The following is a 23,534-nucleotide window of genomic DNA, read 5'->3' on the forward strand; positions in this document are numbered from 1 at the left end:
TAATGTCATACATCGTTTGTAATGATGAACATATAGTAATAATGTTAATAAGTGGAAATTTGAGCTTGCAGGGCCAGGTGGGATAGAAAATGTTAATTACCTGGGGATTGAAGAAGGAGTTGGGCCATGCTAATAATTTTATAACTTAAACTCATTTCGAAGATAAAACACTGGTATATTATAATATTTTCCAGATAGAGCAAATAATATTAAACATGAATTATCAAAATTTGCTGAAGTGAGTGTGGAGAACATACAATACGCTTTAAAGAACCATGATAAGATCCTAATTTTAAAAGTATGACTATATCGCAGGTCCACCATGTGTAACTCATTCACAAAGGTATACCCTCATTTTTCAAATAAAGAAAAAGTTCTAAAATCAAAGATTAAACCAGTAACCACCTCTAACAATCAGTTTTGAGAGGTGGTTTTACTTGTATATACAATATTTATAGTATTGAATTTTACTATGTGGCAACCTTATTGAAAGTAATGGAGCTGTCCGCCAATAACCCTATTGTTTTATATTTCTATGGTTAATATTATATTTTTTCAACTTTTTACTAATGGTTGATTGATTTACACTTAAGGCTTCAGCAATTTCTGTTGTTGTTCTATATTTCATCGAGGCGCGTTTTATAATTAGAGCTTCAACTGACTCTAAAGTTTTAAACAAGTCCAACTTATCTTCAAAGTAAATATTAATAGGTAGTGTTTCTTGTGAATGATTTGATAGTAAATATTTAATATCCTTTTTATTTATTTCATCATTCTTTGAAATGATTAATAATCTCTCAACAAAGTTTTTTAGTTCACGGATATTACCTTTCCAGGGTTGTTTAAGTATTTCGTGGATTGCATCCTTAGAAAGAGTTTTCTCAACCTTATATTCCATGCAAAATTCTTGGGTGAAGTAATCTACTAAAAGAGGAATGTCTTCTTTTCTTTCACGAAGAGGCGGTATTTCAATTGGAATAACATTTAATCGATAGAATAAATCTTCCCTAAATTTACCTTCCCTGATTAAAGTCTCTATTTTTCGATTTGTGGAAGCTATTATACGTACGTTGATCTTATTAGTTTTCACACTGCCAATTGGGCGTATTTCTGATTCTTGTAATACACGTAGCAGCTTCACTTGAAGAGAAAGTGGCATTTCTGTAATTTCATCTAAAAGTATTGTTCCATTGTTAGCGGCAAGAAATAAGCCATCTTTACCCTCTTTAACTGCTCCTGTGAATGTACCCTTTTCATAACCGAATAATTCAGACTCTAATAAACTCTCAGGAATTGCACCACAGTTTATTTTGATAAAGGGTTGAGCAGCACGGTTACTATATTCATGTATCATAGAAGCAATGATTTCTTTTCCAACACCCGACTCTCCTGTTATTAGAACTGAACTGTTATATCTTGCAATCCTTTTTGTCTGTTCTGAGATTTTGTCCATTGTTTCACTTGAAAAAAGAAGCTTTTTAGGACTTGAATAGTCTCTTTTTACTTTTTCAAGCTCCCTTTGATAGCGTTCAACAATTGAACGAACTTCAAGTAATTCATCCTGTAACTTATTGATTTCTGTTATATCTCTTGAAGCATTCACTACTCTAATAATATTTCCATCTTTATCTTTTACAGGCGTACCGACTACGAGCAGGGTTTTACCAGTTGAAGTTTTTTGGATAGTTGATATCTTACGCTTTTCTTGAAGTACCATTTTCGTGATTGAAGGAGTAAAAATTTTCTGTTTTTCTAATTCATAAACATTTTGTTCTAAAAACTCTTTTTTGCTAATTCCCCAATATCGCTCACAAGCAGAACTTACCCTTAACGTTTTTCCATTGGCATCTGAAACAAAAATAGCATCATAGGAAGAATCAAACAAAACTTTTAAATCTGTTGCCATTTCTTGATATTCTTCAATGTTTTTAATAACTGGTTTGAAATAGATAACTAAGATACCTTCAAAAATTTGTTTTTCAAAAATCGGGATCATTCGTATAGTTACTTGCATATCAGTATTTTTTTTACTAACAATTGTTCCTTGCCACAAATCCTTTGATTCAAATGCATAACTTATATATTGGAGAAACTCTTCCTTTTGGTACTCAAACAAATCATAAACTTCATAATTAAGGATCTCATAAATTAGTTTTTGATTTTGATTATAAACCTGATAGGAAATACCAGACGAATTGATTACTTCAGTTAAAATTTTATCTGATAAAAAAGATGTTACAGACGTCATAAAATCCCCCCTATATTCTAAATTAACTAAACATTATGATTATTATAATAACTCAAATGATAAAAAGATCAATTTTCAGATTATTAGATTTGTAAATCCAAAAGAAAAAAATAAAAAAATCCCTTTCAAATCAATAATTCTAGGGATTTTTATACAAAAAAAATTAAAAGTTACAATATTGGCACTTTAATTGCTTTATTTAAATTAATCGCCTGTAAGGGAGGGGGATTTCATTTGATAAGAAGGATTTAGGAGAAATGAAAAGGTTGGTGTTAATAATTTGGATGAAAAACGACTTATTAGAAGTGGGGACACGAACCTTTTAAGTTTCTGATGGGGAATATTAAAGTTTAAACAAATTAGTGAAGGAGGAATACAATGATACGCTTAGGTGTCGATGTTGGAGGAACATTTACTGATTTGATTTTAATTCATGAGGAGACCGATCAATCTTGGATTCATAAGGTACCTTCAACACCCTCAGATCCGTCGGTAGCTATTATTAATGGTGTCACTGAAATATGTGTAATGGCAGGTATTGAACCGTCTAAGATTGATCAATTTTTCCATGGTACTACAGTTGCAACCAATATTGTATTAGAACATAACGGTGCAAATGTTGGAATGATCACGACTGAAGGGTTTAGAGATATCTTGCACATAGCACGTCATAAACGCCCATACAACTTTTCTTTATATCAAGATTTACCCTGGCAAAAATTTCCACTCATTAAGCGTCGTAATCGTTTAGTTGTGCCTGAAAGGGTTTCAGCAACTGGTGAAGTATTGACTCCATTAGATGAAGAAGCAACTCGTCAACAAGTACGAAAACTGAAAGAAGCAAAAGTTGATGCTATCGCCGTTTGCTTTTTATATTCATTTAAAAACCCAAATCATGAAAACCGCGTAAAGGAAATTATTCAAGAAGAGTTTCCGGAAGCCTATCTATCTATTAGTAACGAAATCTTACCCCAATATCGTGAGTATGAGCGCTTTAGTACAGTTGCTCTGAATGCCTTTATCGGACCTAAAACTAGTCGATATATTAAACGTTTAGAAGATGTATTAAAAAAGATGGGTATAAAAACGAGTGTAAACTTAATGCAATCTAATGGTGGTATTGCTACTGCTCAGGTGGCGGCCGAAAAGCCAATTAGCTTACTTTTATCCGGACCTGTTGGTGGGCTAATCGGAGGAATTAAAGCAGCTAAGAACGCAAAATTTGAAGATATTATTACCCTTGATATTGGTGGAACATCAGCTGACATTGGTGTTGCACCAAACGGGAAAATGAGAATGCGTCATTTATTAGATACTCGTATTGGTCAATATAATGCAATGGTTCCAATGGTGGACATTGATACGATTGGTGCAGGTGGAGGTTCGATTGCTTTTGTCGATGAAGGGGGAATTTTTCGCGTAGGACCTCAAAGTGCAGGTGCTGATCCTGGTCCAGCTTGTTATAACCGTGGTGGAACAGTTCCAACTTCTACAGATGCAAATGTTCTATTGGGGCGTATTCATCCGCAAAGTCGTTTAGCAGGTTCAATGCAAATTAGACCAGAGCTTTCTGAAAAGGCATTTGATGGGCATATAGCTTCCAAGTTAAATATGACCCCTTTAGAAGCTGCAGCGGGTGCGCTAAAAATCATGACGCATAACATGGTAAACGCCATAGAAATGAATAGTGTACGGAAGGGCTATGATCCTCGCGACTTTACATTGGTTGCAGCTGGCGGTGCAGGTCCTTTATTCGCTTGTGATATTGCTGAGGAATTAAATATTCCGTATGTTGTTGTTCCACCGTATCCGGGAATTACAGCTGCAATGGGACTTCTATCCACAGATATAGCTTATGAAAAAGTTCATACACTATGGGGAAGCTTAACAAATCCTGATGTGCCAGCTATTCGTGATGTGATTGAAAAACTTGAAAATGAATCATTATTAACGCTAAAAGAGGACGGACTCTCAAATGAACAAATTTTCCTACGCCGAGTATGTGATTGCCGCTATACTGGTCAAGGTTACGAGCTTCGTGTTGATGCACCAGAAGGCGAAATCAATGAAGTGTGGGTAAAAGAAGTCATTGAACGCTTTCACCAAGTACATGAACGGGAGTATGCTAGTCAATTTCCAGAACAAGAAGTCGTCGCAATTAATGTTCGTGTTATTGGTACCGGTCTTGTTCAGTCAAATAAAGAACAATTATTCGTAGATCAAGGAAAGGAAAATTTCACTGTAAACAATTACCCTTCTTATCCAGTTTATTTCTGGATAAAAGATCAGCTTCAAAAGCAGGATACAAAATTTATTAATCGTGAGGATGTACCGGTAGGAACAAAACTTGTAGGACCTGTTGTAATTCAACAGAAGGATAGCACTACTCTTTTACCTCCAAACTGTACCGCTACCTTTGATAATTACGGAAACATAGTGATTGATATGAAAGCAAAACTTTCTACAAAAGATTCTAAAGATGTATTAGCAACGGTAACCAAATAAAAGTAGATTTCAATGTCTACATTTCAACACTGGAAATTTTTTTTACCTAATACAACACTTTAAAAAAAGAAAGGAGATTTACATGACTGATAAAAATGCATATGAAAATATTGATCCCGTTACACTTGGGGTTATTGCTGGATCATTTAATTCAATCGCCAAAGAAATGGCACTAGTACTCTACCGGATGGCTTATTCCAGTATTATTCGTGAGTCTGAAGATCTCGGTGCTGGATTGTTTGATATAGATGGTAATGAGATATGTGAGAGTGATTCCACTCCTATGCATATTGGTTCTCTGCCAGGATATATTGATGGGGTACGTCACTTTTTAGGGGATAATATTAACGATGGAGATATAATTTTGCATAATAACCCTTATTATGGGGCTTCACATACTCCAGATCTAGCAATAATAATTCCAATTTATTATGAGGGTAAGCTTGTTGCATTTGCAGCTAATACAGGACATGTTCTTGATACTGGTGGTATGTCCCCAGGTTTGATGGTGGATGTCGTCGATGTTTATGCCGAAGGAAAGCATTATAACGCTATTAAATTATATAATAAAGGAGAAAAAAACGAGGAAATCTGGCGTCATATTTTTGAAAATGTACGTACACCAAAGGAAAATAAAGGTGACGTTGAGGCAATGATCGCATCGGCTAGGCTAGGTAAACGGCGCTACCTCGAGCTGATTGAACGATATGGTTTACAAACCGTGTTGGCAGCTCAAAAACGGTGGATGAATTATTCTGAAGAAATGATTAGAAAAGAAATTGCAAAGATTCCAGATGGTATGTACAAAGCCCCTACAGGTTGGCTTGATGATGATGGCAGAAATTATGGTGATCGCTTACGAATTGAAACTAGCATAAAAGTTAATGGAAGTGATTTAACCGTCGACTTATCAGGAAGTTCAGATCAAGTCGAAACCGCTTATAATGTCCCTTTCTCAGGTTCGACATTACCTGCGACTTATACAATTGTACGAGCAATCTTGCTGGATGAAGCTATTTCAGAAGTTTTTATTCCACAAAATAGCGGGATCTTCAAACCAATCAAAGTGGAAGCTCCAATTGGAAGTATATGGAACCCTAAATCTCCTGCAGCCTGTACAGCCCGCATTAATCAGGTGCAGCGATTGGCAGATCAAATCAACTTAGCCCTTTCTGGGGTCCTACCTGATAAGACTACTGCGCGGGTAACTCAGCACATGTTCACTTTAACTCATATGCTGGTATAAAAGAAGATTCAGGCGATTATTGGGTATATATCGAAGTAAATGAAGGTTCCTATGGAGGACGCCATGGAAAGGATGGATTAGATAGTGTCGATAATCTCGTAGCAAATACTAGAAACAATCCTATTGAAGAATTGGAAATGCGGCTCCCAATGAGATGTAACAGATATGAGCTCCGAGAAGAAGGTGCTTCAGCAGGAAAATGGCGTGGTGGAATTGGTATTGTTAGAACGTGGGAGTTTTTAACTGATAGCTTGTTTACAGGGGAAGGCGATAGACATACAGACCCTCCGCGTGGTGTCTTTGGTGGCCAGGACGGATTAACCGGTTCCATGACATTGAATCCTAATACTGATGGTGAACAAAATCTTCATGCTAAACTAACAAACTATAAAATTCGAAAAGGTGATTTACTAGAAATTCGGACTCCTTGTGCAGGTGGTTATGGAAATCCAAATGAACGGGATCCTCAAATGGTTTTAGATGATATTCTTGATGATTTTATTTCTAAAGAAACAGTAAAAGAAGTTTATAAAGTCGTTATTCGTAATGATTTTACAATTGATGAAGAAGCAACGAAGCAATTAAGGAAAGGTTTGGAAGTATTAAATAGTTAAAGATGTAATGTGATAAGTCGAGTTGGAGGGGGATTATCCCCCTACTACCGTTCTAGGAACAACCAAACTAACTTCTTGGGGTGACAGCATAACTAAAAAATGTTTTAAAAGGGGGTAGAATATGAAAAATTACCGCTACTTTATCATGGGGATGATTGTTTTTATGACCGTGATTAATTATGTTGACCGCGGGGCCCTTTCTTATGCTCAGCAGGAAATGATTAAAGAATTTGGTTTTGATGCCATTTCATGGGGAGCGGTACTTGGTTTTTTTGGTTATGGCTATCTGTTTGGTTCTTTTTTCGGCGGTTTGTTAGCTGATCTCAAAGGACCCAAGTTTGTATGGATAGTTGCAGGAACAGCATGGTCGATTTTTGAATTGGCCACTGCCTTTGCAGGCGAAATTGGTATGATGCTTTTTGGGGGTTCGGCTTTAGCAGGGTTCGCTGTATTTCGTATATTATTCGGTTTGGCAGAGGGACCGACATTTTCTACGATTAATCGAACAAATGCCAATTGGGCAGCAACGAAAGAGCGAGGTTTTTCAGCATCTTTGGGGCTATTGGGAAGCCCTTTGGGTGCATTGTTGACAGCACCAATAGCTGTTGGTTTATTATCCATCACAAATTGGAGGATGATGTTTATCATTCTGGGTGCAATAGGACTTCTTTGGGTTATAACCTGGTCAAAAGTTTTTACAAACCTACCGGAAGATAATCCAAGGGTTTCCAAAGAAGAATTGGCTCTTATCCGCTCAAAAGCAGACCTTCTTCCTAATGAAAAATTGGTAGAGGGGGGTTCTTCTAGCACAAAAAAATGGTACCACTTTTTCAAAAATCCAACCTTAGTCTTTAATGCGTTTGGCTATTTTGCTTTACAATACATTACCTTCCTTCTTTTAACATGGACTCCTAAATATCTTCAGGATGTTTATGACTTTGAACTTTCTTCACTCTGGTATTTAGGGATGATCCCTTGGGTCGGTGCCTGTTTTACCGTAATCTTAGGAGGAAAGCTTTCAGATTACTTGAGAAGAAAAACAGGAAATTTACGAATTGCCCGTTCTGGTTTGGCGGTCGTTTCGCTATTCCTAACTGCTGTTTGCTTCCTGTTAATACCAACGGCCGACAGCATCGTCGGTGTAATGTTTTGGATGAGCATTGGTAATGCTTTCAATTTTTTACCTAATTCGGTTTATTGGTCTGTCATTCTTGATACTGAACCAAACCTCGCTGGTACATTTGGGGGAATCTCACACTTCATTTGTAATCTAGCTACCATTATTGCTCCTACATTAACAGGTTTTTTGGTTATCAAATATGGTTATCCTTCGATGTTTACCGCAGCTGTTGTTGCAACACTTATCGGAATGGTCGCTATGATGTTCGTAAAGCCAGGGAACTCAGTTATTAATAACAAGCAGAAAGGGGATATCGCTAGTGGAAGCAACTTATAAAGATGAGATACTCCAATGGGACTTATTCAAATTGTCCAATGCAATCTACAACAAACAAATCTCGCCAGTTGAAGTAACGGGGCACATCATCGAACGAATTTCTCAAGTTAATCCAAAAATAAATGCCTATATTACTGTATTAGAAGATCAAGCGATAAAGGATGCGAAGCAAGCCGAGAAAGAAATCACTATGGGGAATTGGAGAGGACCCCTTCACGGCATTCCAATAGGTGTGAAGGATATGATATATACTAAAAACATTAAAACAACGATGGGTTCGGAATTGTTTAAGAATTTTTTACCGGATTACAATGCCACAGTTGTTGAAAAATTAAAGCGGGCTGGTGCCATAATCATCGGAAAACAAAATACACATGAATTTGCCTATGGTCCTACTGGCGACCGTTCCTATTTTGGTCCTGTAAGAAATCCATATGATTTGTCAAAAATGACGGGTGGTTCTAGCAGTGGATCTGCTGCAGCTGTTGCGTCAGCATTATGTTACGGAGCTTTGGGTACTGATACAGGCGGATCGGTAAGAATCCCCTCTTCAATATGCGGGATTGTTGGGATGAAACCAACTTTTGGACGGGTTAGCAAATACGGGTTATATCCGACTAGCTGGACGCTGGATCATATAGGGCCAATGACAAGATGTGTAAAAGACAACGCGATTCTCTTAAACGTGTTGTCAGAGTATGATAGCCAAGATTATTATTCTATCAAAACAACAAAGGAAGACTTCACTAGGCTATTAAATAAAGGAATAAAAGGAAGTGTAATCGGCATTCCTTCATCCTTCTTTTTTGAGAGAGTCGAATCAGAAGTAAAGAATCAGGTCTTCCAAGCGATTGAAGTTTTTAAAAGCCTCGGTGCAGAAGTTCGTCCAGTGAATATACCTCAGATACAGAAAATATCTTTGGCACATCAAATGATAGTTAAATGTGAGGCATATACCATTCATGAATCACCGCTTGACAACTCCCCGGAGTTGTATGACACGGAAGTAAAAGAACGATTATTAAGCGGCTCAATACCAAAAGCATTGGAGTATGTTAAAGCCTTACAGATGAAACAGGTGGCTATTCATGAATTTAACCAGGTGCTTGAAAAGGTAGATGTCATATTATTTCCGACAGTATCCGTTTTGCCTCCCGATATCGAACAACGAGAAGTAACGATTGACGGCCATCCGGAACATGTCCGCTCCGCAATCAATCGTCTTAACGGTCCAACAAATTTAAACGGTTTTCCAAGTTTACAAATTCCTTGCGGCTTTTCATCGTCAGGCATACCAATTGGCCTTCAGTTAATCGGAAAACAGTTGGATGAAGCTAATCTGTATCGTTTCGCTCATTCATTTGAGCAAGAAGTCTCCCTCCCAACAGTAAAAATGAATATATAGGATAATTCGTGAGTCATTACTTAGATGTTCCCATTGAAACAGTTTACAACTCTATTACTGGTAGTTTAGAGCCCTTAGCTAAAGATAAAATGAGGTGTCGTCCGAAATCGGATGACGCCTTTTTAATTAGTAAAAGTTAGATATTCAACATATTTTTTATAGTTATTGACTGATGAGCAAATCGTTTCAATCAATATTCAACTTAGAATGTATTTATAACTAAAAATTCACACTTGTGTGAATTGATTAAATATTATATATTTAAAAGAGGAAACATTGTCGACAATATCGTAATACAATTTTCTTTTAGGGGGTGTCAGGGTTAGCAAACGTGAAAAAAACAATAGCCTTAAAGATAGCAGAAGAAATTACTGCAAGAATTGGAAAGCGTATTTTAAATCCGGGTGAACATCTCATTGAGACTGCTATAGCTGATGAATTTCAAACTAGTCGAGCTCCTGTTCGAGAAGCTTTATTAATGTTAGAGCGTGACCGGCTAGTTCAACGTATCCCGCATCATGGTGTCGTAGTTAGACGGTTTACTAGAAACGATATTCATGAGCTATATGATGTTATTTACCGCCTTGAAGAAATTTCAATGGAAAAGGCGATTGCTAGGGTTAGTCAAGAAGATATAAAAAACCTAGAAGAAGTAGTTGATAAACAGATTCAGGCTGTAAAGGATCATAACATTGAGGAATACTATGATTTAAACGAACAATTTCATAACTTTATATTTTCCATTGCTGGAAACACAGTATTGAGTGAAACGTATTCTTCACTTAGGCGGTCAGCTAAGCCTTTCAGGATGTTATCGATGGCTCAAGGAAGTAATCTAAGTTCATCGTTAGACGAGCATAAAAAACAAGTTAAAGCTCTGGCAGGCAAAGATGTAAGTGAAGGGAAGCTTGCTATACATGAGCAAGAAATTCGTTCACTCCAATCGTTAGACATACTATTTCCAGAATAGAGAGGAGTATTCATGATGGAGATCAGAAAATTGTATACAGTGTTAGAGGAAACATTTATTGAGGGTTATAAGAAAGTTGAGATACCTGTAAGGGTTGCTGTTGTGGCGGCAGTTATTAGAAATCCATATGCAGGTAAATATGTAGAGGATCTTCAGCCTTTAATCGATACTTATTCTGCTAATTTAGGGCAACTATTACCTACAAAGGCACTTGAGGCACTGGGGATAACAGGCGAAGAATGTGAGGCTTATGGAAAGGCCGCACTCGTTGGGATTGATGGAGAAATTGAACATGGTTCCGCAATTATCCACACGATGATATTTGGCAACGAATTCCGAAAAATCTGTGGCGATGCGAAGACATTGTTGCCTTCAGCTGAAAAAAGGGGTACTGCAGGTGCGTCTATCGATTTAGCGATCAAACACAAAATGGATCCAAAGGTCCGCTCTCATCATATGAGTTTTGAATTTAGAATTCCTGATGCACCTAGAGCAGATGAAATTCTTGTTGCTGTAGCCGTTACTTCTAGCGGCAGAGCACACCCAAGAATTGGATCCCTGCATTCAGAATTAGCGGCACAAGGTGAAGACCAGGATTAATTGGAAGGAATGAATGCAATGGTTAATATTGGCTTTATCGGGATCGGGAAAATGGGTCGATTGATGTCAGAGAATTTATTGAATAGTGGATACAAACTTTCTATTTATGATAAAAATTTAGATTCGATGAATCAATTAAAAGAAAAAGGGGCGATTATTGCGTCTTCCGTTCACGAGATAGGTACAAGAAATGACATCATTTTCACTATGCTGCCAGATTCACATTCAGTAGAATCAGTATTGGATGGTGAACATGGTTTATTCCATTCTATGAAGCAAGGTGGAATGATTGTGGATATGAGCAGTTCTTATGTTTTTTCTACAAAACAACTGGCAAAGAGAGCATCTGCATTAAGATTAACGTTGGTAGACGCACCAGTTTCCGGTGGTATAAAAGGTGCTAAAGAGGGGACTCTGACAATTATGGTCGGAGCAAATCAAGAAGATTTTTTGAAAGTGCTCCCCTATTTAAAAGCCGTGGGAAAAGTAATCAATCTGGTGGGAGATACAGGATCAGGTCATGCTCTGAAAGCTATCAATAACTTTCTTTCAGCAACTTCCCTATATGCCACAAGTGAAGCAATGATATTAGCTAAAAAGCTAGGAATTGATTTAGAAATTGCTTTAGATACCATAAATAAAAGCTCTGGTCAAAGTTTTTCGACACATTATAAATACCCAGCGTTTATATTACCGCGTAGTTTTGATTCGGGTTTCTCACTTGATTTACTTCTAAAAGATGTAAAAATGGTATCTTCAATTGCAAAGGATACTAAAATACCAGTTTTGTTAGCTGCGATAGTTGAACAAATTTATGAAGCAGCAAGTAGAACAGGAGAAAAAAATCAGGATCATACGGAGGTTATTAAATTTTTGGAGAGAATTTCAAATTTCAGTTTACAAGAGGTTGATGAGTTGCAGCATAATAATCATACCTAAGCACAGAATGTAAGGGAATATCCGTTTAAATTAGTTTATTACTATTGGATTTTGGCAAATTATATATATACTGGAACCCTCCGTTCTTCATTATTCAGCAGATAGAATTGGTTTTTCTCGTTTCTCAATTTCACAGTTAGATCGGAGGGGATTTTCTGTACTATGTCTACGTTAAGTTTATTACCTTATGAATCGAACCCACCATTCCTCATATCAATTTCTATCCTATTTTTTTTTAATCCATGAACAATTTTATATATGACTTTAATTTACAACAAAAAATTTGTCAGGTTTATCTTTTTAAAATGTTTTCAAGAACGTTTATTCACTTATACCAACTTTTCAAAAACCTGCTAATGTGGGCATTGAAACGGTTTATCAAAAGAGTGTTTTCACTTTCTTTAAGAATAGATAAAGTTTTTAAAAATAATTATAATATTTTGAAATTTTTGTTTATTTATGGATAAAATTCTTGTATATTATAAATTAGAAAGAAAAAATTGGATCTAATCTACATAAAAATATTGATAGTTAGCCTGATCCTCTCAAGAAGTGGATAGCAGGTCATTTCTTTTTTTGTTTTTTTTGGATCCAATATCCTAAAAGGAGGCTTATAGTTGAATATAAAACGGTCCTATTTGTTCGTTCCTGCCAATTCAAGAATGATTGAGAAAGCTCTTAGCAGTGAAGCTGATTGTGTCATTCTTGATTTAGAAGATGCAGTAGCCATTAATGAAAAGAAGACAGCAAGGGAAATGGCAGTAGTTGCTCTGCAAAACAGCCGTTCTCAAAAGGATGTTTATATAAGGATCAATGAGATTACCACCCCGCTATGGAGAGAAGATTTAGAGGCCGCTGTAGATGCTGGTTCAAAAGGAATAATCGTACCAAAGGCGGAAAGTGCTGGTAACATAAAGATAATTTGCAATGCAGCACTTGAACACTTCGATAAGAAAAATAAAAAAAGCAAACATTTCGAGGTTCTGCCTCTAATTGAAACGGCAAGAGGGGTACAATTTGCTTATAATATTGCAACTTCACATTACCTTATTTCACGCCTAGTCTTTGGTTCTCTTGATTATTCCCTCGATATAGATTGTCAGTTAACAGATCATGGAGATGAACTACTGTATGCTAGGTCACAGATCGTAAATGCTTCAAAGGCGGCAGGTGTTGGGAGTCCGGTGGACTCAGCTTATCCAGACCTTGGGAATGATCAAGGATTGAATAGTGAGACATTGAGATCAAGGAAGCTAGGATTTAGGTCAAAATTAGCTATTCATCCAAAACAATTGGAGCCCATTCATCATGTTCTTACACCAAGCCAGAAAGAGGTTGAAGAGGCAATGTATATTGTGAATGCTTTTGAACTGGCTGAACAAAAAGGGAGTGCATCCATTTCAATTGGAACAAAATTTGTGGACTATCCTGTTTATAAAAAAGCAAAGACAATTTTGCAATATGCCAGCTTATAAAAATATCAATGTTCTTTTATAGAAAGGAGTTGATAGAAAAGTTTAAAAAATGCTTATTTTGAATGAATTTTGAAAGCGCATTCATTTCATTAGAAGAAATATAAGTGAATATCAAATAAACAAAATATTAATAAATTAGTTTGCATTATCATTGGATACAGAATCCAATTAGACAAATTAAAAGGACAATATAGTAAAAACTATCTATTTAATGTTTGATAAAGGGAGGGAAAGTATGTTAGCAAGAAATATGCTGGCCGACCGTATCGGAGGAATTATATGTATTATTGTTGGTGGAATCGCGCTATCGGAAGCTGTGCGTTTGTACCCAATGCGGACGGGTCCGTTAATAGGAGACCATACGATGCCGGGGGTTATAGGCGGGTTAATGATCTTGTTCGGTTTATTAATTTTCATTGTTAAGGGAGAAATTTTTAAGACTGAATACCCCAACAGTAAAACAATGAGAAGAATGCTTCTCACACTATGTTTGTTATTCATCTATTGGTTTTTACTTGGTATTTTAGGTTATACCATTACTACCTTGTTAGTATCCACAGGTTTATTTAAAGTTATTGGCAACTACAGCATAATCAAATCTCTTATTTTTGGAATTTTGTTAACATTGGTTCTTTATTTACTATTTATTTTTTGGCTCGGTATGCCGTTCCCAACTGGAATTTTTAATATTTAATAAAGTAGAGGTGATGATATGGATGCAGTGGGTATGCTTATATCCGGTTTTACAGAAGCTTTAACGCCAATTAACCTAATGATGGCTGTAATAGGTGTTTTGGTAGGAACATTAGTTGGCATGTTACCAGGACTCGGACCTACATCCGCAATTGCCATTTTGTTGCCGTTAACAACTGTACTTGGCCCTGTTGAAGGGATCATTATGTTGGCTGGCATTTACTATGGTGCCATGTATGGTGGTTCTACAACAGCAATTTTGCTTAATATTCCAGGAGAGGTTTCATCTGTTCCCACCTGTCTAGATGGTTACCCGCTTGCTAAACAGGGAAGGGGAGGGCCGGCGCTTGGCATCGCAGCGATATCATCTTTTGTTGCAGGAGTTTTAGGGGTAATTGGTCTCGTGTTTTTTGCTCCGATCCTTGCTAATCAAGCGCTGAAATTTGGTCCTCCGGAATACTTCGCCCTGATGATATTAGCTCTAACTGTCATTATTAATTTGGCAGGTAATTCAATAATTAAGGGCTTAATTATGGGCCTCTTCGGTTATATGCTATCGATGGTGGGAATGGGTCCTACAGGAGGACAACCTCGATTTGATTTTGGTATTGATGCTCTTTCTGCAGGATTTGACATGATCAGCATTATTATAGGGTTGTTTGCTATTACAGAAGTTATAAAGGGAATGGAAGAAAAACAAACAGCAATTTCTGTAGGTAAGATTGGAAGTGTATATCCAAGCAAATCAGATTTACGGAAGAGTTCCAAAGCGATGATCCGTGGTGGGTTCATAGGATTTATAATGGGAATTTTACCTGGTTGCTCAACTGCAGTTACAACGTTTTTATCCTATGACATTGAAAAGAAGATGTCCAAAAATCCTGAAAAGTTTGGTAAAGGGGCAATTGAAGGAGTTGCAGCACCAGAAGCAGCAAACAACGCAACAAGTTCCGCTGGTTTTATTCCATTGTTTGCACTCGGGATTCCGAGTTCGCCGCCTTTGGCAATTCTTCTCGCTGGCCTAATGATTTATGGTCTTCAGCCTGGACCAGTCCTGTTTGAGCAAAGCGGTAGTTTTGTTTGGACCGTTATTGCCAGTATGTTTATTGGAAACATCATGTTATTAGCGTTAAACTTGCCATTGGTTGGTTTGTGGGCGAAGTTGACTCAAATTCCATACGGGGTGATTGCACCTATTATTCTGATTCTTAGCTTTATTGGTGCCTACACGGTTCGAAACAATCTATTCGATGTATTCGTTGCATTGATATTTGGTGTGCTAGGATATTTTTTACACAAATATCGTTGGCCTGTAGTTCCGCTCATTTTATGCTTTATCCTCGGGCCAATGTTAGAACAATCCTTTGTTCAATCATTATCTATGTCAAAAGGAGAGTTCTCCATTTTTATAGACCGTCCAATTTCATTGACTATTCTCTTGGCTTCTCTGGTGTTGTTTGTTATTTCTATCATTTTAATAAAACGCACGAAAACACGAGTTAAAGAAGTGGTGGGTACAGATCTTGATATTTCTGAATAAACAATTAATTTTTTCTGCTATAAACTATTAGGGGGGAATTATTATGAAGAAAAAAGAATTATTTGGTTTACTTTCTGGTGTGATGGCATTGAGTATCGCTTTATCAGGCTGTACTTCAAATGCGGCTTCAGGCGATCAAAAAAAAGTGTCTGAATATCCGACAAAACAAATTGAGGTAATCGTACCATTTGCAGCCGGAGGTGGGACTGACCTTTCTGCCAGAGCAATGAGTGAATATTTAAGTGAAGAGTGGGGTAAGTCAGTAGTAGTCATAAATAAACCAGGTGCTGGCGGTGCAACAGGAACTCAAGAGGTTCTTAAGCAAGGTTCTAAAGACGGACATACCGTATTGGTTCAGAGTGTTTCTGCTGTATCAGCACTTTACGCAGGTAATACACATTTACCTTTTAGTATGAAAGACCAAAAGTTTCTAGCCAAAATGACAGGCGACCCTCTTGCATATGTTGTAAGTGCAGATTCTCCCTTCCAGAATATAAATGATTTAAATGAGTGGGTAAAGAAAAATCCAGATAAGTTTACATTTGCTAGCAATGGTCCCACGGCTATAGGGACTTTCGGTACGATCCAGTGGATGGATAGTATTGGTGCTGATTTCTCAAAAGATAGTCTTGTTGCGACCAATGGTTCAGGTGACGCACTTCCAAAGGTGGCAGGTGGACATATTACACTTGCCGTACAAGGGGTAAGTGAGGTATCCAATTTAACGAAAGCAGGCAAGTTGAAAATATTAGGTATTGAAGCACCTGAGAGAAGCCCGTTCTTCCCTGATGTTCCTACCATGAAAGAACAAGGTGTTAATAATATAGATGTTACGTTATGGTACGGCGTAACCGCACCTTCTGGAACTCCTGATTATGTAGTGAAAAAGTGGGAATCTACAATTAACAAAATGATAAAAGACCCTAAATTTCTCAAAAAATTAGACAGCATTAATGTTCGCCCTAATTATGCAAATGCTGCTGATTTTACCAAATCAGTAAAAGAAGAAACAAAAGATTATACGAAAATTGCAAAGGAAAAAGGATTAGTTAAATAGTATATTTTTTCGAATACGTGAAGGGGATATGGGTATACATATCCTTTCTTTTTCTATGTATCGTTAGGTAAAAGTTAAATCCGAAAGCTCAAATTTTGAAAGGAAGGAGAGGTGAGAGGATATGAATTCACCAAAAATGAAAATTTCGGCGAAACCGTCACAGTCTTTGTCTGTGCTTACTCTCACTTTAGGTCTGATTATTATGATTGTTGTCTACGTTATTCTTCCGCAGGAGTATACAGAGTCAGCAAGAATCATGTTAGCCTTTCTTGCACTTAGTGTATTTTATTGGACGTTTGAACCTATACCAATTGGGTTAACAGCACTAATCTTACTGGTTTTTATGCTCGTGTTCGGTGTGGTTTCTACAGAAGTGGTTTACAGTGGCTTTGCCTCCCCCGCTATTTTTCTTATTATCGGTGGAATGATGTTGGCACGGGCTGTCAATGATACTCCTCTTGCCGAAAGAATTGCCTATATATTTTTGGCAAAATGGGGTGGTACAGCTAAGGGCCTATTAGCAAGCATTCTAGTCATACCGCAAATTCAATCGTTTTTTATACCAGCTGCCGCTGTTAGAACCGCTTTGCTCCTTCCTGTTGCATTAATGTCACTTGATACGATTGGAGAACGAGGAAAAGGTAACCTTACAAAACTGATCTTGCTGGGTGTCGCGTTCGGTTCCACTATTAGTGGAACAGCTGTCATGACAGCAGCTATTGGAAATATATTGACCGTTGAGTTATTAAAAGAATTTCTCGAAATAAAGATTACCTATCTTCAATGGTTTTTTTACACGTTTCCTATATGGATTGCCCTTATTCCTATAGCTTGGTATGTATTATTAAAAAGTTTCCCATTAACAGATGAAGAAAAAAACTTTCCCCATGTAAAAAAGGAAATAGAAAATAAACTTGCTGACCTTGGTAAAGTAAACAACGAGGAAAAAAGATGTATTGGTATATTACTATTAATTGTGGCACTTTGGTTTACAGAGCCCTGGCATGGTCTACATCCTAGTGTCCCAGCGCTTATAGGGGTCGTATTAATGACACTTCCAGGTATTGGGTGTACAAAGTGGGATCATATAATCAAAATTAATTTTGATACGGTTCTCTTAATGGGGGTAACGTTATCACTTGGTTATGCCTTTAATAAATCCGGAGCTGCTACTCTTGTCGGTAAAAGTTTAAGTACAGAGTGGATTATTGACCTCCTGCGTTCTCCTGTATTGGCGGTGATTACCATCTTAGTTCTTACTCAAATACTACACATTGCCGTAGCAAACGTCTCTACGGCAGTAGTAACTTTGATCCCAATTTTTATAGGGTTAGCGACTCAAGCCGGAGCAGATGCTGTTCTTATTTGTTTGACAGCCTCACTAGCATGCTTGCACGGATATATTTTGGTTGTTGAAGCTACTCCAAATATAATTGTCCATAGTTCGGGGAGAATTCAACAAAAGGAGTTTTTTATACCAGGAGTAAAATTAACAATTTGGATGAGCATCATAACACTCGTAACTGCTGTTACTTGGTGGAACTGGGTGGGATTATTATAAATAGTTACTATAAAACTTTCACATTTGAAAGAATTAGAAGAGCGGAATTTCAATGTACACATAAAGAGATCTGTTATATAATTTAAATATTCAAATTTATTAAAATATATAGACTTCTTTTTTTGGATCCTGTATCCTATAAATGAATACTGTTTTAAACAGCATTAAAGTGACTGTTTTTTTATAAAAAAAATTGGATCCAATATCCAAGGAAGATTTCTTACTTACTTCTACTTATATACTAAAAAATTTTAGGAGAAATGAGGGTTTCTTAATGACACATAGCCAGACACTTGCAGGTTTTATTTCTGAAACAAAGTATGAAAATATCCCAGATGAAGTGATTGAATTTACGAAGCTTTGTATTCTTGATTGGCTCGGGACTGCACTTGCGGGAAAAGATAAGGCCCCTATTCAAATGATTAACCAGTTCGTCGAGGAAACTGGAGGAAACCCTCAATCAACAACGATTACAGGCATTAAAACCTCGGCTGTAAACGCTGCGCTTCTAAACGGGGCAGCAAGCCATATTGTTGAACTTGATGACGTTCATAAGGGTTCTATTTTACATGCTGGCACTGTCGTGATACCGGCCGCGTTAAGTATAGCTGAAGCAAAAAATTGTAGCGGAAAGGAATTAATTGAAGCTGTGGTAGTAGGTTATGAAATCTGTTTCAGAATTGGAGAGGCTGTTTCACCTTCTCATTATTACTACTGGCATAATACAGCCACTTGCGGAACCTTTGGTGCGGCAGCTGCTGCGGCTAAGCTATTGGGGTTGAATGAGGCTCAAATTGCATCAGCTCTTGGAAGCGCAGGCACACAAGCGGCTGGTTTATGGGAGTTTATTGAGGACGGGGCGATGTCTAAACAACTTCATCCAGCAAAGGCCGCTTCAAATGGATTAATTTCTGCCCTTTTAGCGGAAAAAGGATTTACATCAGCAAGTAAAATTCTTGAAGGAAAACGGGGATTCTTCAAAGCAATGTCCGATGAATATGATGAATCGAAAATTACTCAGGGGCTGGGAAAGAGCTATAAAATTATTGAAAATTCCTTTAAAATTCATGCATCTTGTCGGCATACCCATCCTGCCATAGATATGATTATTGCTCTAGTGAAAGAAAACCCAATTCAATTAAGCCAAGTCTCTAAAATAAATGTTAAAACCTATCAAGTCGCATTAGATATTACGGATAATTCAGATCCTCAATCCGTGTATGCAGCCAAATTTAGTCTTCAATTTTGCGTAGCACTGGGATTAATTAACGAATCAGCCAGTTTATATGATTATAACGAAGATACATTATGGGATGAAACGATTCGTAAAACGATGTCACTAATAGCTGTATCAGTAGATCCAGAAGTAAATAGGGCGTATCCCGAGAAATGGGGAGCTGTGGTAGAGATTGAATTAACGAACGGAAAAATCCTTAGCAAACAAACAAATTATCCCAAAGGGGACCCTGAAAATGCTGTTACATCTCAAGATTTGATTGCAAAATTTGAACAGCTTACCAGTGAATTCGATGTAAATGAAACCAAGATGTATATTGAGCGGATAATGAATCTGGAGACATTCCATGTCGTTAGTGATTTTTTTGAGAAACAAATGGGGGATGAACCATGGGGGCAAGAGAAATTGCACCAGCATTAATGACCAAGAAATGGCGGTTCCATTGGAATCGAGTTACTGGGATGGTGGATAATAAGACGGTCAATTTAAGTGGAAATTTCCGGAACGCTATGAAGAACATTGATGAAATTTGGTTGAAAGTAACTATTGCTAAGCATACATCACTGTACCGCAATTTAGTTATGAACCACTTTATTTAAAATCTATTAAACCATGTTTAAGGAGGTATGATGTGAAAATAGAACTGATGTAGATGATCAGAGGCCTACAACTAAAAAATAATACAAAGAGGCATTTAAATCATGGATGGACAAAAATTAAAACAAGAAATCAATGCGCGTATAGAGAATTGTACCGTGAAAGAGCTAAAACATATACAGCATATGATTCATACGATGAAAAGTCCAGAAAGAGGGGGTTTACATTACTTAGGAAGCTTTCTGGGAATAAATCTAACAGAAATAGATAGGATTTCGATGGATCTTGGTATGCAAAATGCTAATAAATATGGAGTAGCGCAAGGTGGGGCTGTATATACTCTCGCCGATGTCGCTCTTGGTTATAAAATTATTTCAGACGTTGGTGACGAGAGTAAAGTTCTGACCATTGAGTTGAAGGTCAATTACATGAAGCAAGGAAAAGGCCGAAAACTTTATGCAGAACCCATTATTCTACATCGGGGAAAAGTACGGTTGTTGGACAATGTATGATTTTAGATGAACAAAATGATGTTATTGCTGCTGCGCTAGGAACTTTTTTTGTAATGAGGCCAACCCATTTATTAAAGGGAGGTTAATAGATTGAGAACCATCCATTATAAAGATATTGTTCAAAAGGTTTCGGTCATTTGCCAGGAAGCAAATTATGACCTTGGAGAAGATGTAGTACATGCATTTAAAACTGCTATGAAAAACGAAGCATCAGAAATAGGAAAAGATATTCTTGGCCAATTGATAGAGAATGCGAATATTGCAACGACAGAACGAGTTCCGATGTGTCAGGATACAGGAGTTTCTGTTTTTATTGTGGAATTAGGACAAGATTGCCATATTGATGGAGGCAATTTAAATGAAGCAATCAATGAAGGAGTCAAAAAAGGGTATGAGGAAGGCTATTTAAGACACTCAATTGTTGATCATCCAATTACACGAAAAAAAAGCCTTGGGTATAATACCCCTTCCATCATTCATGTTGAAATTGTACCAGGAGATCAGTTAATCATCCACATGTCAGCTAAAGGTGGAGGAAGCGAAAACATGAGCACGCTTAAAATGTTAAAGCCTTCGGACGGTCTTCAAGGAATAAAGAATTTTATCCTTGAAACCGTGCGAACAGCAGGGCCCAACGCGTGTCCCCCACTTGTAGTAGGAGTAGGAATCGGCGGGAACTTTGAAAAATGCGCCTATTTGGCTAAAAAGTCTTTGTTCAGGCCAATCGGGGTACGAAGCCATCTTGAAGAAATAGCGGTACTCGAAGCGGAGTTAATGGAGGAAATCAACAAACTGGGTATCGGTCCTCAAGGGATGGGGGGGAGTACAACGGCACTTGATGTGAAGATTGAAATTGCTCCTTGCCACATCGCCGCATTACCAGTAGCCATTAACTTAAACTGCCATGCAAGCCGACATAAAGAAATCACTCTTTAAATGAGGTGTTTATTTTGACTGTTAAAAGAGTAACTGTTCCCTTTGATATAGAAACTGTTCAATCATTAAAAGCGGGAGACCGGTTGTTAATAAGCGGAACTGTTTACGCAGCAAGGGATGCTGCGCACAAACGAATGGCAGAATCCCTGGAAAAGGGTGAAGAGCTTCCTTTTAATATGGATGGAGAAGTCATTTATTATGTCGGTCCAACTCCAGCCAAGACAGGACAAATCATAGGCTCTGCAGGACCGACTACAAGCGGCAGGATGGATAAGTATACACCAGCACTGTTGGAACTAGGCTTAAAAGGGATGATTGGTAAAGGATATCGAAGCCAGGATGTTATTGATTCGATAAGAAGTAACCAGGCACTTTATCTGGGGGCTATAGGGGGTTCTGGAGCTTTATTAGCGCGTACGATAAAAGAAGTAGAATTAATCGCCTATGAAGACTTAGGAACCGAAGCCATTCGTAAAATGGTTATAGAAGATTTTCCGGTTATTGTCATAAATGATTCGTTCGGTAATGATTGGTATAAACAAAGCGCTGAAGAATTTCGTATTATCTAGGATGATATTTAGGGTTCTTATATTAAAACATAAGGAGGATTTCTATGTTGCCGTTAGAAGGTATAACTGTAGTAAGCTTAGAGCAGGCAGTAGCCGCCCCCTTTGCTACCAGACAATTAGCTGATTTAGGAGCGCGCGTTATTAAAATTGAAAGGCCAAATACAGGAGATTTTGCTCGAAACTATGATACAACTGTTCACGGCATGTCCAGCCATTTCGTTTGGTTAAATCGTTCCAAGGAATCCGTGTGTCTTGATTTAAAACAAGAAGAATCAACCATCATATTGGATAAAATTCTGTCACAAGCTGATGTTTTTGTACAAAATTTAGCACCAGGGGCAGTTGATAGACTGGGTTTCAGCCCATCTATCCTCAAGGAAAAATACCCTCAACTCATTATTTGTGGAATATCAGGATATGGATCGAATGGATCTTATCGGGACAAAAAAGCCTATGACTTACTCATTCAATGTGAGGCAGGTTTAGTTTCAATTACGGGAACCGATGACAATCCCTCAAAATCTGGAATATCGATCGCAGATATAGCTGCAGGCATGTATGCGTATACTGGTATTTTAACGGCGCTTCTTGCCCGTCATAAAACAGGTAAGGGTACAGTCATTGAAGTGTCTATGCTTGAGGCTCTTGCGGAATGGATGGGTTATCCGATTTATTATTCTAAATATGGGGGGACAGATCCAAAACGGACTGGTTCAAGCCATGCTACTATTTATCCGTATGGTCCTTTTAAAACAGGAGATAACAAGCTTGTTTTTATGGGAATACAAAATGAAAGAGAGTGGGCTTATTTCTGCGAAAAAGTTTTAGAAAGCCCTGATTTGGCCATTGATAGTCAATTCATTAGTAATTCGAAGCGTGTTTCTAACAGGGATATACTGAAACCGATTATTGATTCTGCTTTCCATAAATTAAATGCAGATCAAGTTATTGATCTTCTTGAGAAAGCAAAAATTGCAAATGCACGTCTAAATACTGTAAATGATCTGGTTAACCATCCTCAGTTAAGGGAACGGAATCGTTGGAGGGAGGTTCATTCACCGGTTGGAACTTTAAAAGCATTATTGCCACCCGTAACGTTTGAAGATTTAGATGTAATTATGAATCCTATCCCGGAAGTAGGAGAACATACAGAATCAGTTTTAAAAGAATTTGGAATTGACACAGAAAAACTTCAACAAAGTAAAAAGACAGATGTTTTACAGAATTAAAGTAAACTGATAAAACCTATCATCCCTTTGTTTATGGTAGGTTTTTTACCGTATACTTTGTAAGATAATGAAAATTTATATCGTTAATTACTAAGGGTAATGATATTCTAAATATAAGATAATTTCACCGAGAATGGATTGATAT

20 protein-coding genes are annotated in these 23,534 nt (G+C 37.4%); 19 read left to right on the top strand and 1 reads right to left on the bottom strand.

From position 1 onward, the window contains the following. Positions 1-517: 517 nt before the first annotated feature. Positions 518-2,248 carry a sigma-54 interaction domain-containing protein gene (locus ABIE66_RS10955; RefSeq protein WP_370014689.1) on the bottom strand — a complete coding sequence of 577 codons (1,731 nt, stop codon included), beginning with the start codon at positions 2,246-2,248 and terminating at the stop codon, positions 518-520. A gap of 378 nt (positions 2,249-2,626) precedes the next feature. On the opposite strand from ABIE66_RS10955, the gene ABIE66_RS10960 reads away from it, so the two are divergent. From ABIE66_RS10960 to ABIE66_RS11050, 19 genes are all read left to right on the top strand, one after another. Beyond that, on the top strand, positions 2,627-4,753 hold the full coding sequence (locus ABIE66_RS10960; RefSeq protein ID WP_370014690.1) for a hydantoinase/oxoprolinase family protein: 2,127 nt from the start codon (positions 2,627-2,629) through the stop codon (positions 4,751-4,753). An 82-nt stretch (positions 4,754-4,835) separates the two neighbouring features. Continuing rightward, positions 4,836-5,999, top strand: a complete 1,164-nt coding sequence (locus tag ABIE66_RS10965; protein ID WP_370014691.1) for a hydantoinase B/oxoprolinase family protein — start codon at positions 4,836-4,838, stop codon at positions 5,997-5,999. Next, a complete protein-coding gene (locus tag ABIE66_RS10970; protein ID WP_370017020.1) occupies positions 5,996-6,613 on the top strand; it encodes a hydantoinase B/oxoprolinase family protein in 618 nt (205 codons plus the stop codon). Before ABIE66_RS10965 ends, ABIE66_RS10970 begins: the two co-directional genes overlap by 4 nt. Before the next feature lie 121 nt (positions 6,614-6,734). Beyond that, entirely contained in the window at positions 6,735-8,069 is a 1,335-nt protein-coding gene (locus ABIE66_RS10975; RefSeq protein ID WP_289324707.1) for an MFS transporter, read from the top strand. Further along, positions 8,053-9,474, top strand: coding sequence for an amidase (locus tag ABIE66_RS10980; protein WP_370014692.1), 1,422 nt, complete (start codon positions 8,053-8,055; stop codon positions 9,472-9,474). The genes ABIE66_RS10975 and ABIE66_RS10980 overlap by 17 nt, the downstream gene beginning before the upstream one ends. Before the next feature lie 331 nt (positions 9,475-9,805). Continuing rightward, entirely contained in the window at positions 9,806-10,444 is a 639-nt protein-coding gene (locus tag ABIE66_RS10985) for a GntR family transcriptional regulator (protein ID WP_289324709.1), read from the top strand. A 15-nt stretch (positions 10,445-10,459) separates the two neighbouring features. Next, on the top strand, positions 10,460-11,044 hold the full coding sequence (locus ABIE66_RS10990) for an amino acid synthesis family protein (RefSeq protein WP_370014693.1): 585 nt from the start codon (positions 10,460-10,462) through the stop codon (positions 11,042-11,044). Positions 11,045-11,053: 9 nt separating this feature from the next. Next, complete coding sequence (locus tag ABIE66_RS10995; RefSeq protein WP_289324711.1) at positions 11,054-11,983, top strand: NAD(P)-dependent oxidoreductase; 930 nt, start codon at positions 11,054-11,056, stop codon at positions 11,981-11,983. Positions 11,984-12,600: 617 nt separating this feature from the next. Next, positions 12,601-13,458, top strand: a complete 858-nt coding sequence (locus tag ABIE66_RS11000; protein WP_370014694.1) for an HpcH/HpaI aldolase/citrate lyase family protein — start codon at positions 12,601-12,603, stop codon at positions 13,456-13,458. A gap of 235 nt (positions 13,459-13,693) precedes the next feature. Further along, complete coding sequence (locus ABIE66_RS11005) at positions 13,694-14,152, top strand: tripartite tricarboxylate transporter TctB family protein (protein ID WP_056520282.1); 459 nt, start codon at positions 13,694-13,696, stop codon at positions 14,150-14,152. 18 nt (positions 14,153-14,170) lie between these two features. Continuing rightward, the gene (locus ABIE66_RS11010) at positions 14,171-15,691 is read left to right on the top strand and encodes a tripartite tricarboxylate transporter permease (RefSeq protein WP_056520281.1); all 1,521 of its coding nucleotides are present in this window, start codon (positions 14,171-14,173) and stop codon (positions 15,689-15,691) included. 43 nt (positions 15,692-15,734) lie between these two features. Beyond that, positions 15,735-16,748 carry a tripartite tricarboxylate transporter substrate binding protein gene (locus tag ABIE66_RS11015; RefSeq protein ID WP_056520279.1) on the top strand — a complete coding sequence of 338 codons (1,014 nt, stop codon included), beginning with the start codon at positions 15,735-15,737 and terminating at the stop codon, positions 16,746-16,748. Between the two features lie 121 nt (positions 16,749-16,869). Continuing rightward, positions 16,870-18,309 (top strand): SLC13 family permease, encoded by a 1,440-nt coding sequence (locus tag ABIE66_RS11020; protein ID WP_370014695.1) that lies wholly within the window; start codon positions 16,870-16,872, stop codon positions 18,307-18,309. Between the two features lie 274 nt (positions 18,310-18,583). Then, positions 18,584-19,966, top strand: a complete 1,383-nt coding sequence (locus ABIE66_RS11025; RefSeq protein WP_370014696.1) for an MmgE/PrpD family protein — start codon at positions 18,584-18,586, stop codon at positions 19,964-19,966. Then, positions 19,936-20,145: a hypothetical protein gene (locus ABIE66_RS11030; RefSeq protein ID WP_289349713.1), complete on the top strand. Its 210-nt coding sequence runs from the start codon at positions 19,936-19,938 to the stop codon at positions 20,143-20,145. Before ABIE66_RS11025 ends, ABIE66_RS11030 begins: the two co-directional genes overlap by 31 nt. A 102-nt stretch (positions 20,146-20,247) precedes the next feature. After that, positions 20,248-20,655 (top strand): PaaI family thioesterase, encoded by a 408-nt coding sequence (locus ABIE66_RS11035; RefSeq protein ID WP_370014697.1) that lies wholly within the window; start codon positions 20,248-20,250, stop codon positions 20,653-20,655. A gap of 90 nt (positions 20,656-20,745) precedes the next feature. Then, entirely contained in the window at positions 20,746-21,591 is an 846-nt protein-coding gene (locus ABIE66_RS11040; RefSeq protein WP_056520270.1) for a fumarate hydratase, read from the top strand. Between the two features lie 5 nt (positions 21,592-21,596). Beyond that, positions 21,597-22,160, top strand: a complete 564-nt coding sequence (locus ABIE66_RS11045; protein WP_483313977.1) for a Fe-S-containing hydro-lyase — start codon at positions 21,597-21,599, stop codon at positions 22,158-22,160. Between the two features lie 44 nt (positions 22,161-22,204). After that, the gene (locus ABIE66_RS11050; protein ID WP_370014699.1) at positions 22,205-23,389 is read left to right on the top strand and encodes a CaiB/BaiF CoA transferase family protein; all 1,185 of its coding nucleotides are present in this window, start codon (positions 22,205-22,207) and stop codon (positions 23,387-23,389) included. Positions 23,390-23,534 lie beyond the last annotated feature (145 nt).

The sequence above is a fragment of the Peribacillus sp. B2I2 genome, from assembly GCF_041261685.1.
Lineage (GTDB): Bacteria > Bacillota > Bacilli > Bacillales > DSM-1321 > Peribacillus.

Excerpts from the sequence above, each read along its gene's own strand:
- ABIE66_RS11010 (WP_056520281.1), top strand. The coding sequence starts at position 14,171 with ATGGATGCAGTGGGTATGCTTATATCCGGTTTTACAGAAGCTTTAACG.
- ABIE66_RS11030 (WP_289349713.1), top strand. The coding sequence starts at position 19,936 with ATGGGGGCAAGAGAAATTGCACCAGCATTAATGACCAAGAAATGGCGG.
- ABIE66_RS11015 (WP_056520279.1), top strand. The coding sequence starts at position 15,735 with ATGAAGAAAAAAGAATTATTTGGTTTACTTTCTGGTGTGATGGCATTG.
- ABIE66_RS11035 (WP_370014697.1), top strand. The coding sequence starts at position 20,248 with ATGGATGGACAAAAATTAAAACAAGAAATCAATGCGCGTATAGAGAAT.
- ABIE66_RS10995 (WP_289324711.1), top strand. The coding sequence starts at position 11,054 with ATGAATGCAATGGTTAATATTGGCTTTATCGGGATCGGGAAAATGGGT.
- ABIE66_RS10955 (WP_370014689.1), bottom strand. The coding sequence starts at position 2,248 with ATGACGTCTGTAACATCTTTTTTATCAGATAAAATTTTAACTGAAGTA.
- ABIE66_RS11050 (WP_370014699.1), top strand. The coding sequence starts at position 22,205 with ATGTTGCCGTTAGAAGGTATAACTGTAGTAAGCTTAGAGCAGGCAGTA.
- ABIE66_RS10990 (WP_370014693.1), top strand. The coding sequence starts at position 10,460 with ATGGAGATCAGAAAATTGTATACAGTGTTAGAGGAAACATTTATTGAG.
- ABIE66_RS10960 (WP_370014690.1), top strand. The coding sequence starts at position 2,627 with ATGATACGCTTAGGTGTCGATGTTGGAGGAACATTTACTGATTTGATT.
- ABIE66_RS11020 (WP_370014695.1), top strand. The coding sequence starts at position 16,870 with ATGAATTCACCAAAAATGAAAATTTCGGCGAAACCGTCACAGTCTTTG.
- ABIE66_RS11005 (WP_056520282.1), top strand. The coding sequence starts at position 13,694 with ATGTTAGCAAGAAATATGCTGGCCGACCGTATCGGAGGAATTATATGT.
- ABIE66_RS11025 (WP_370014696.1), top strand. The coding sequence starts at position 18,584 with ATGACACATAGCCAGACACTTGCAGGTTTTATTTCTGAAACAAAGTAT.
- ABIE66_RS10965 (WP_370014691.1), top strand. The coding sequence starts at position 4,836 with ATGACTGATAAAAATGCATATGAAAATATTGATCCCGTTACACTTGGG.
- ABIE66_RS10975 (WP_289324707.1), top strand. The coding sequence starts at position 6,735 with ATGAAAAATTACCGCTACTTTATCATGGGGATGATTGTTTTTATGACC.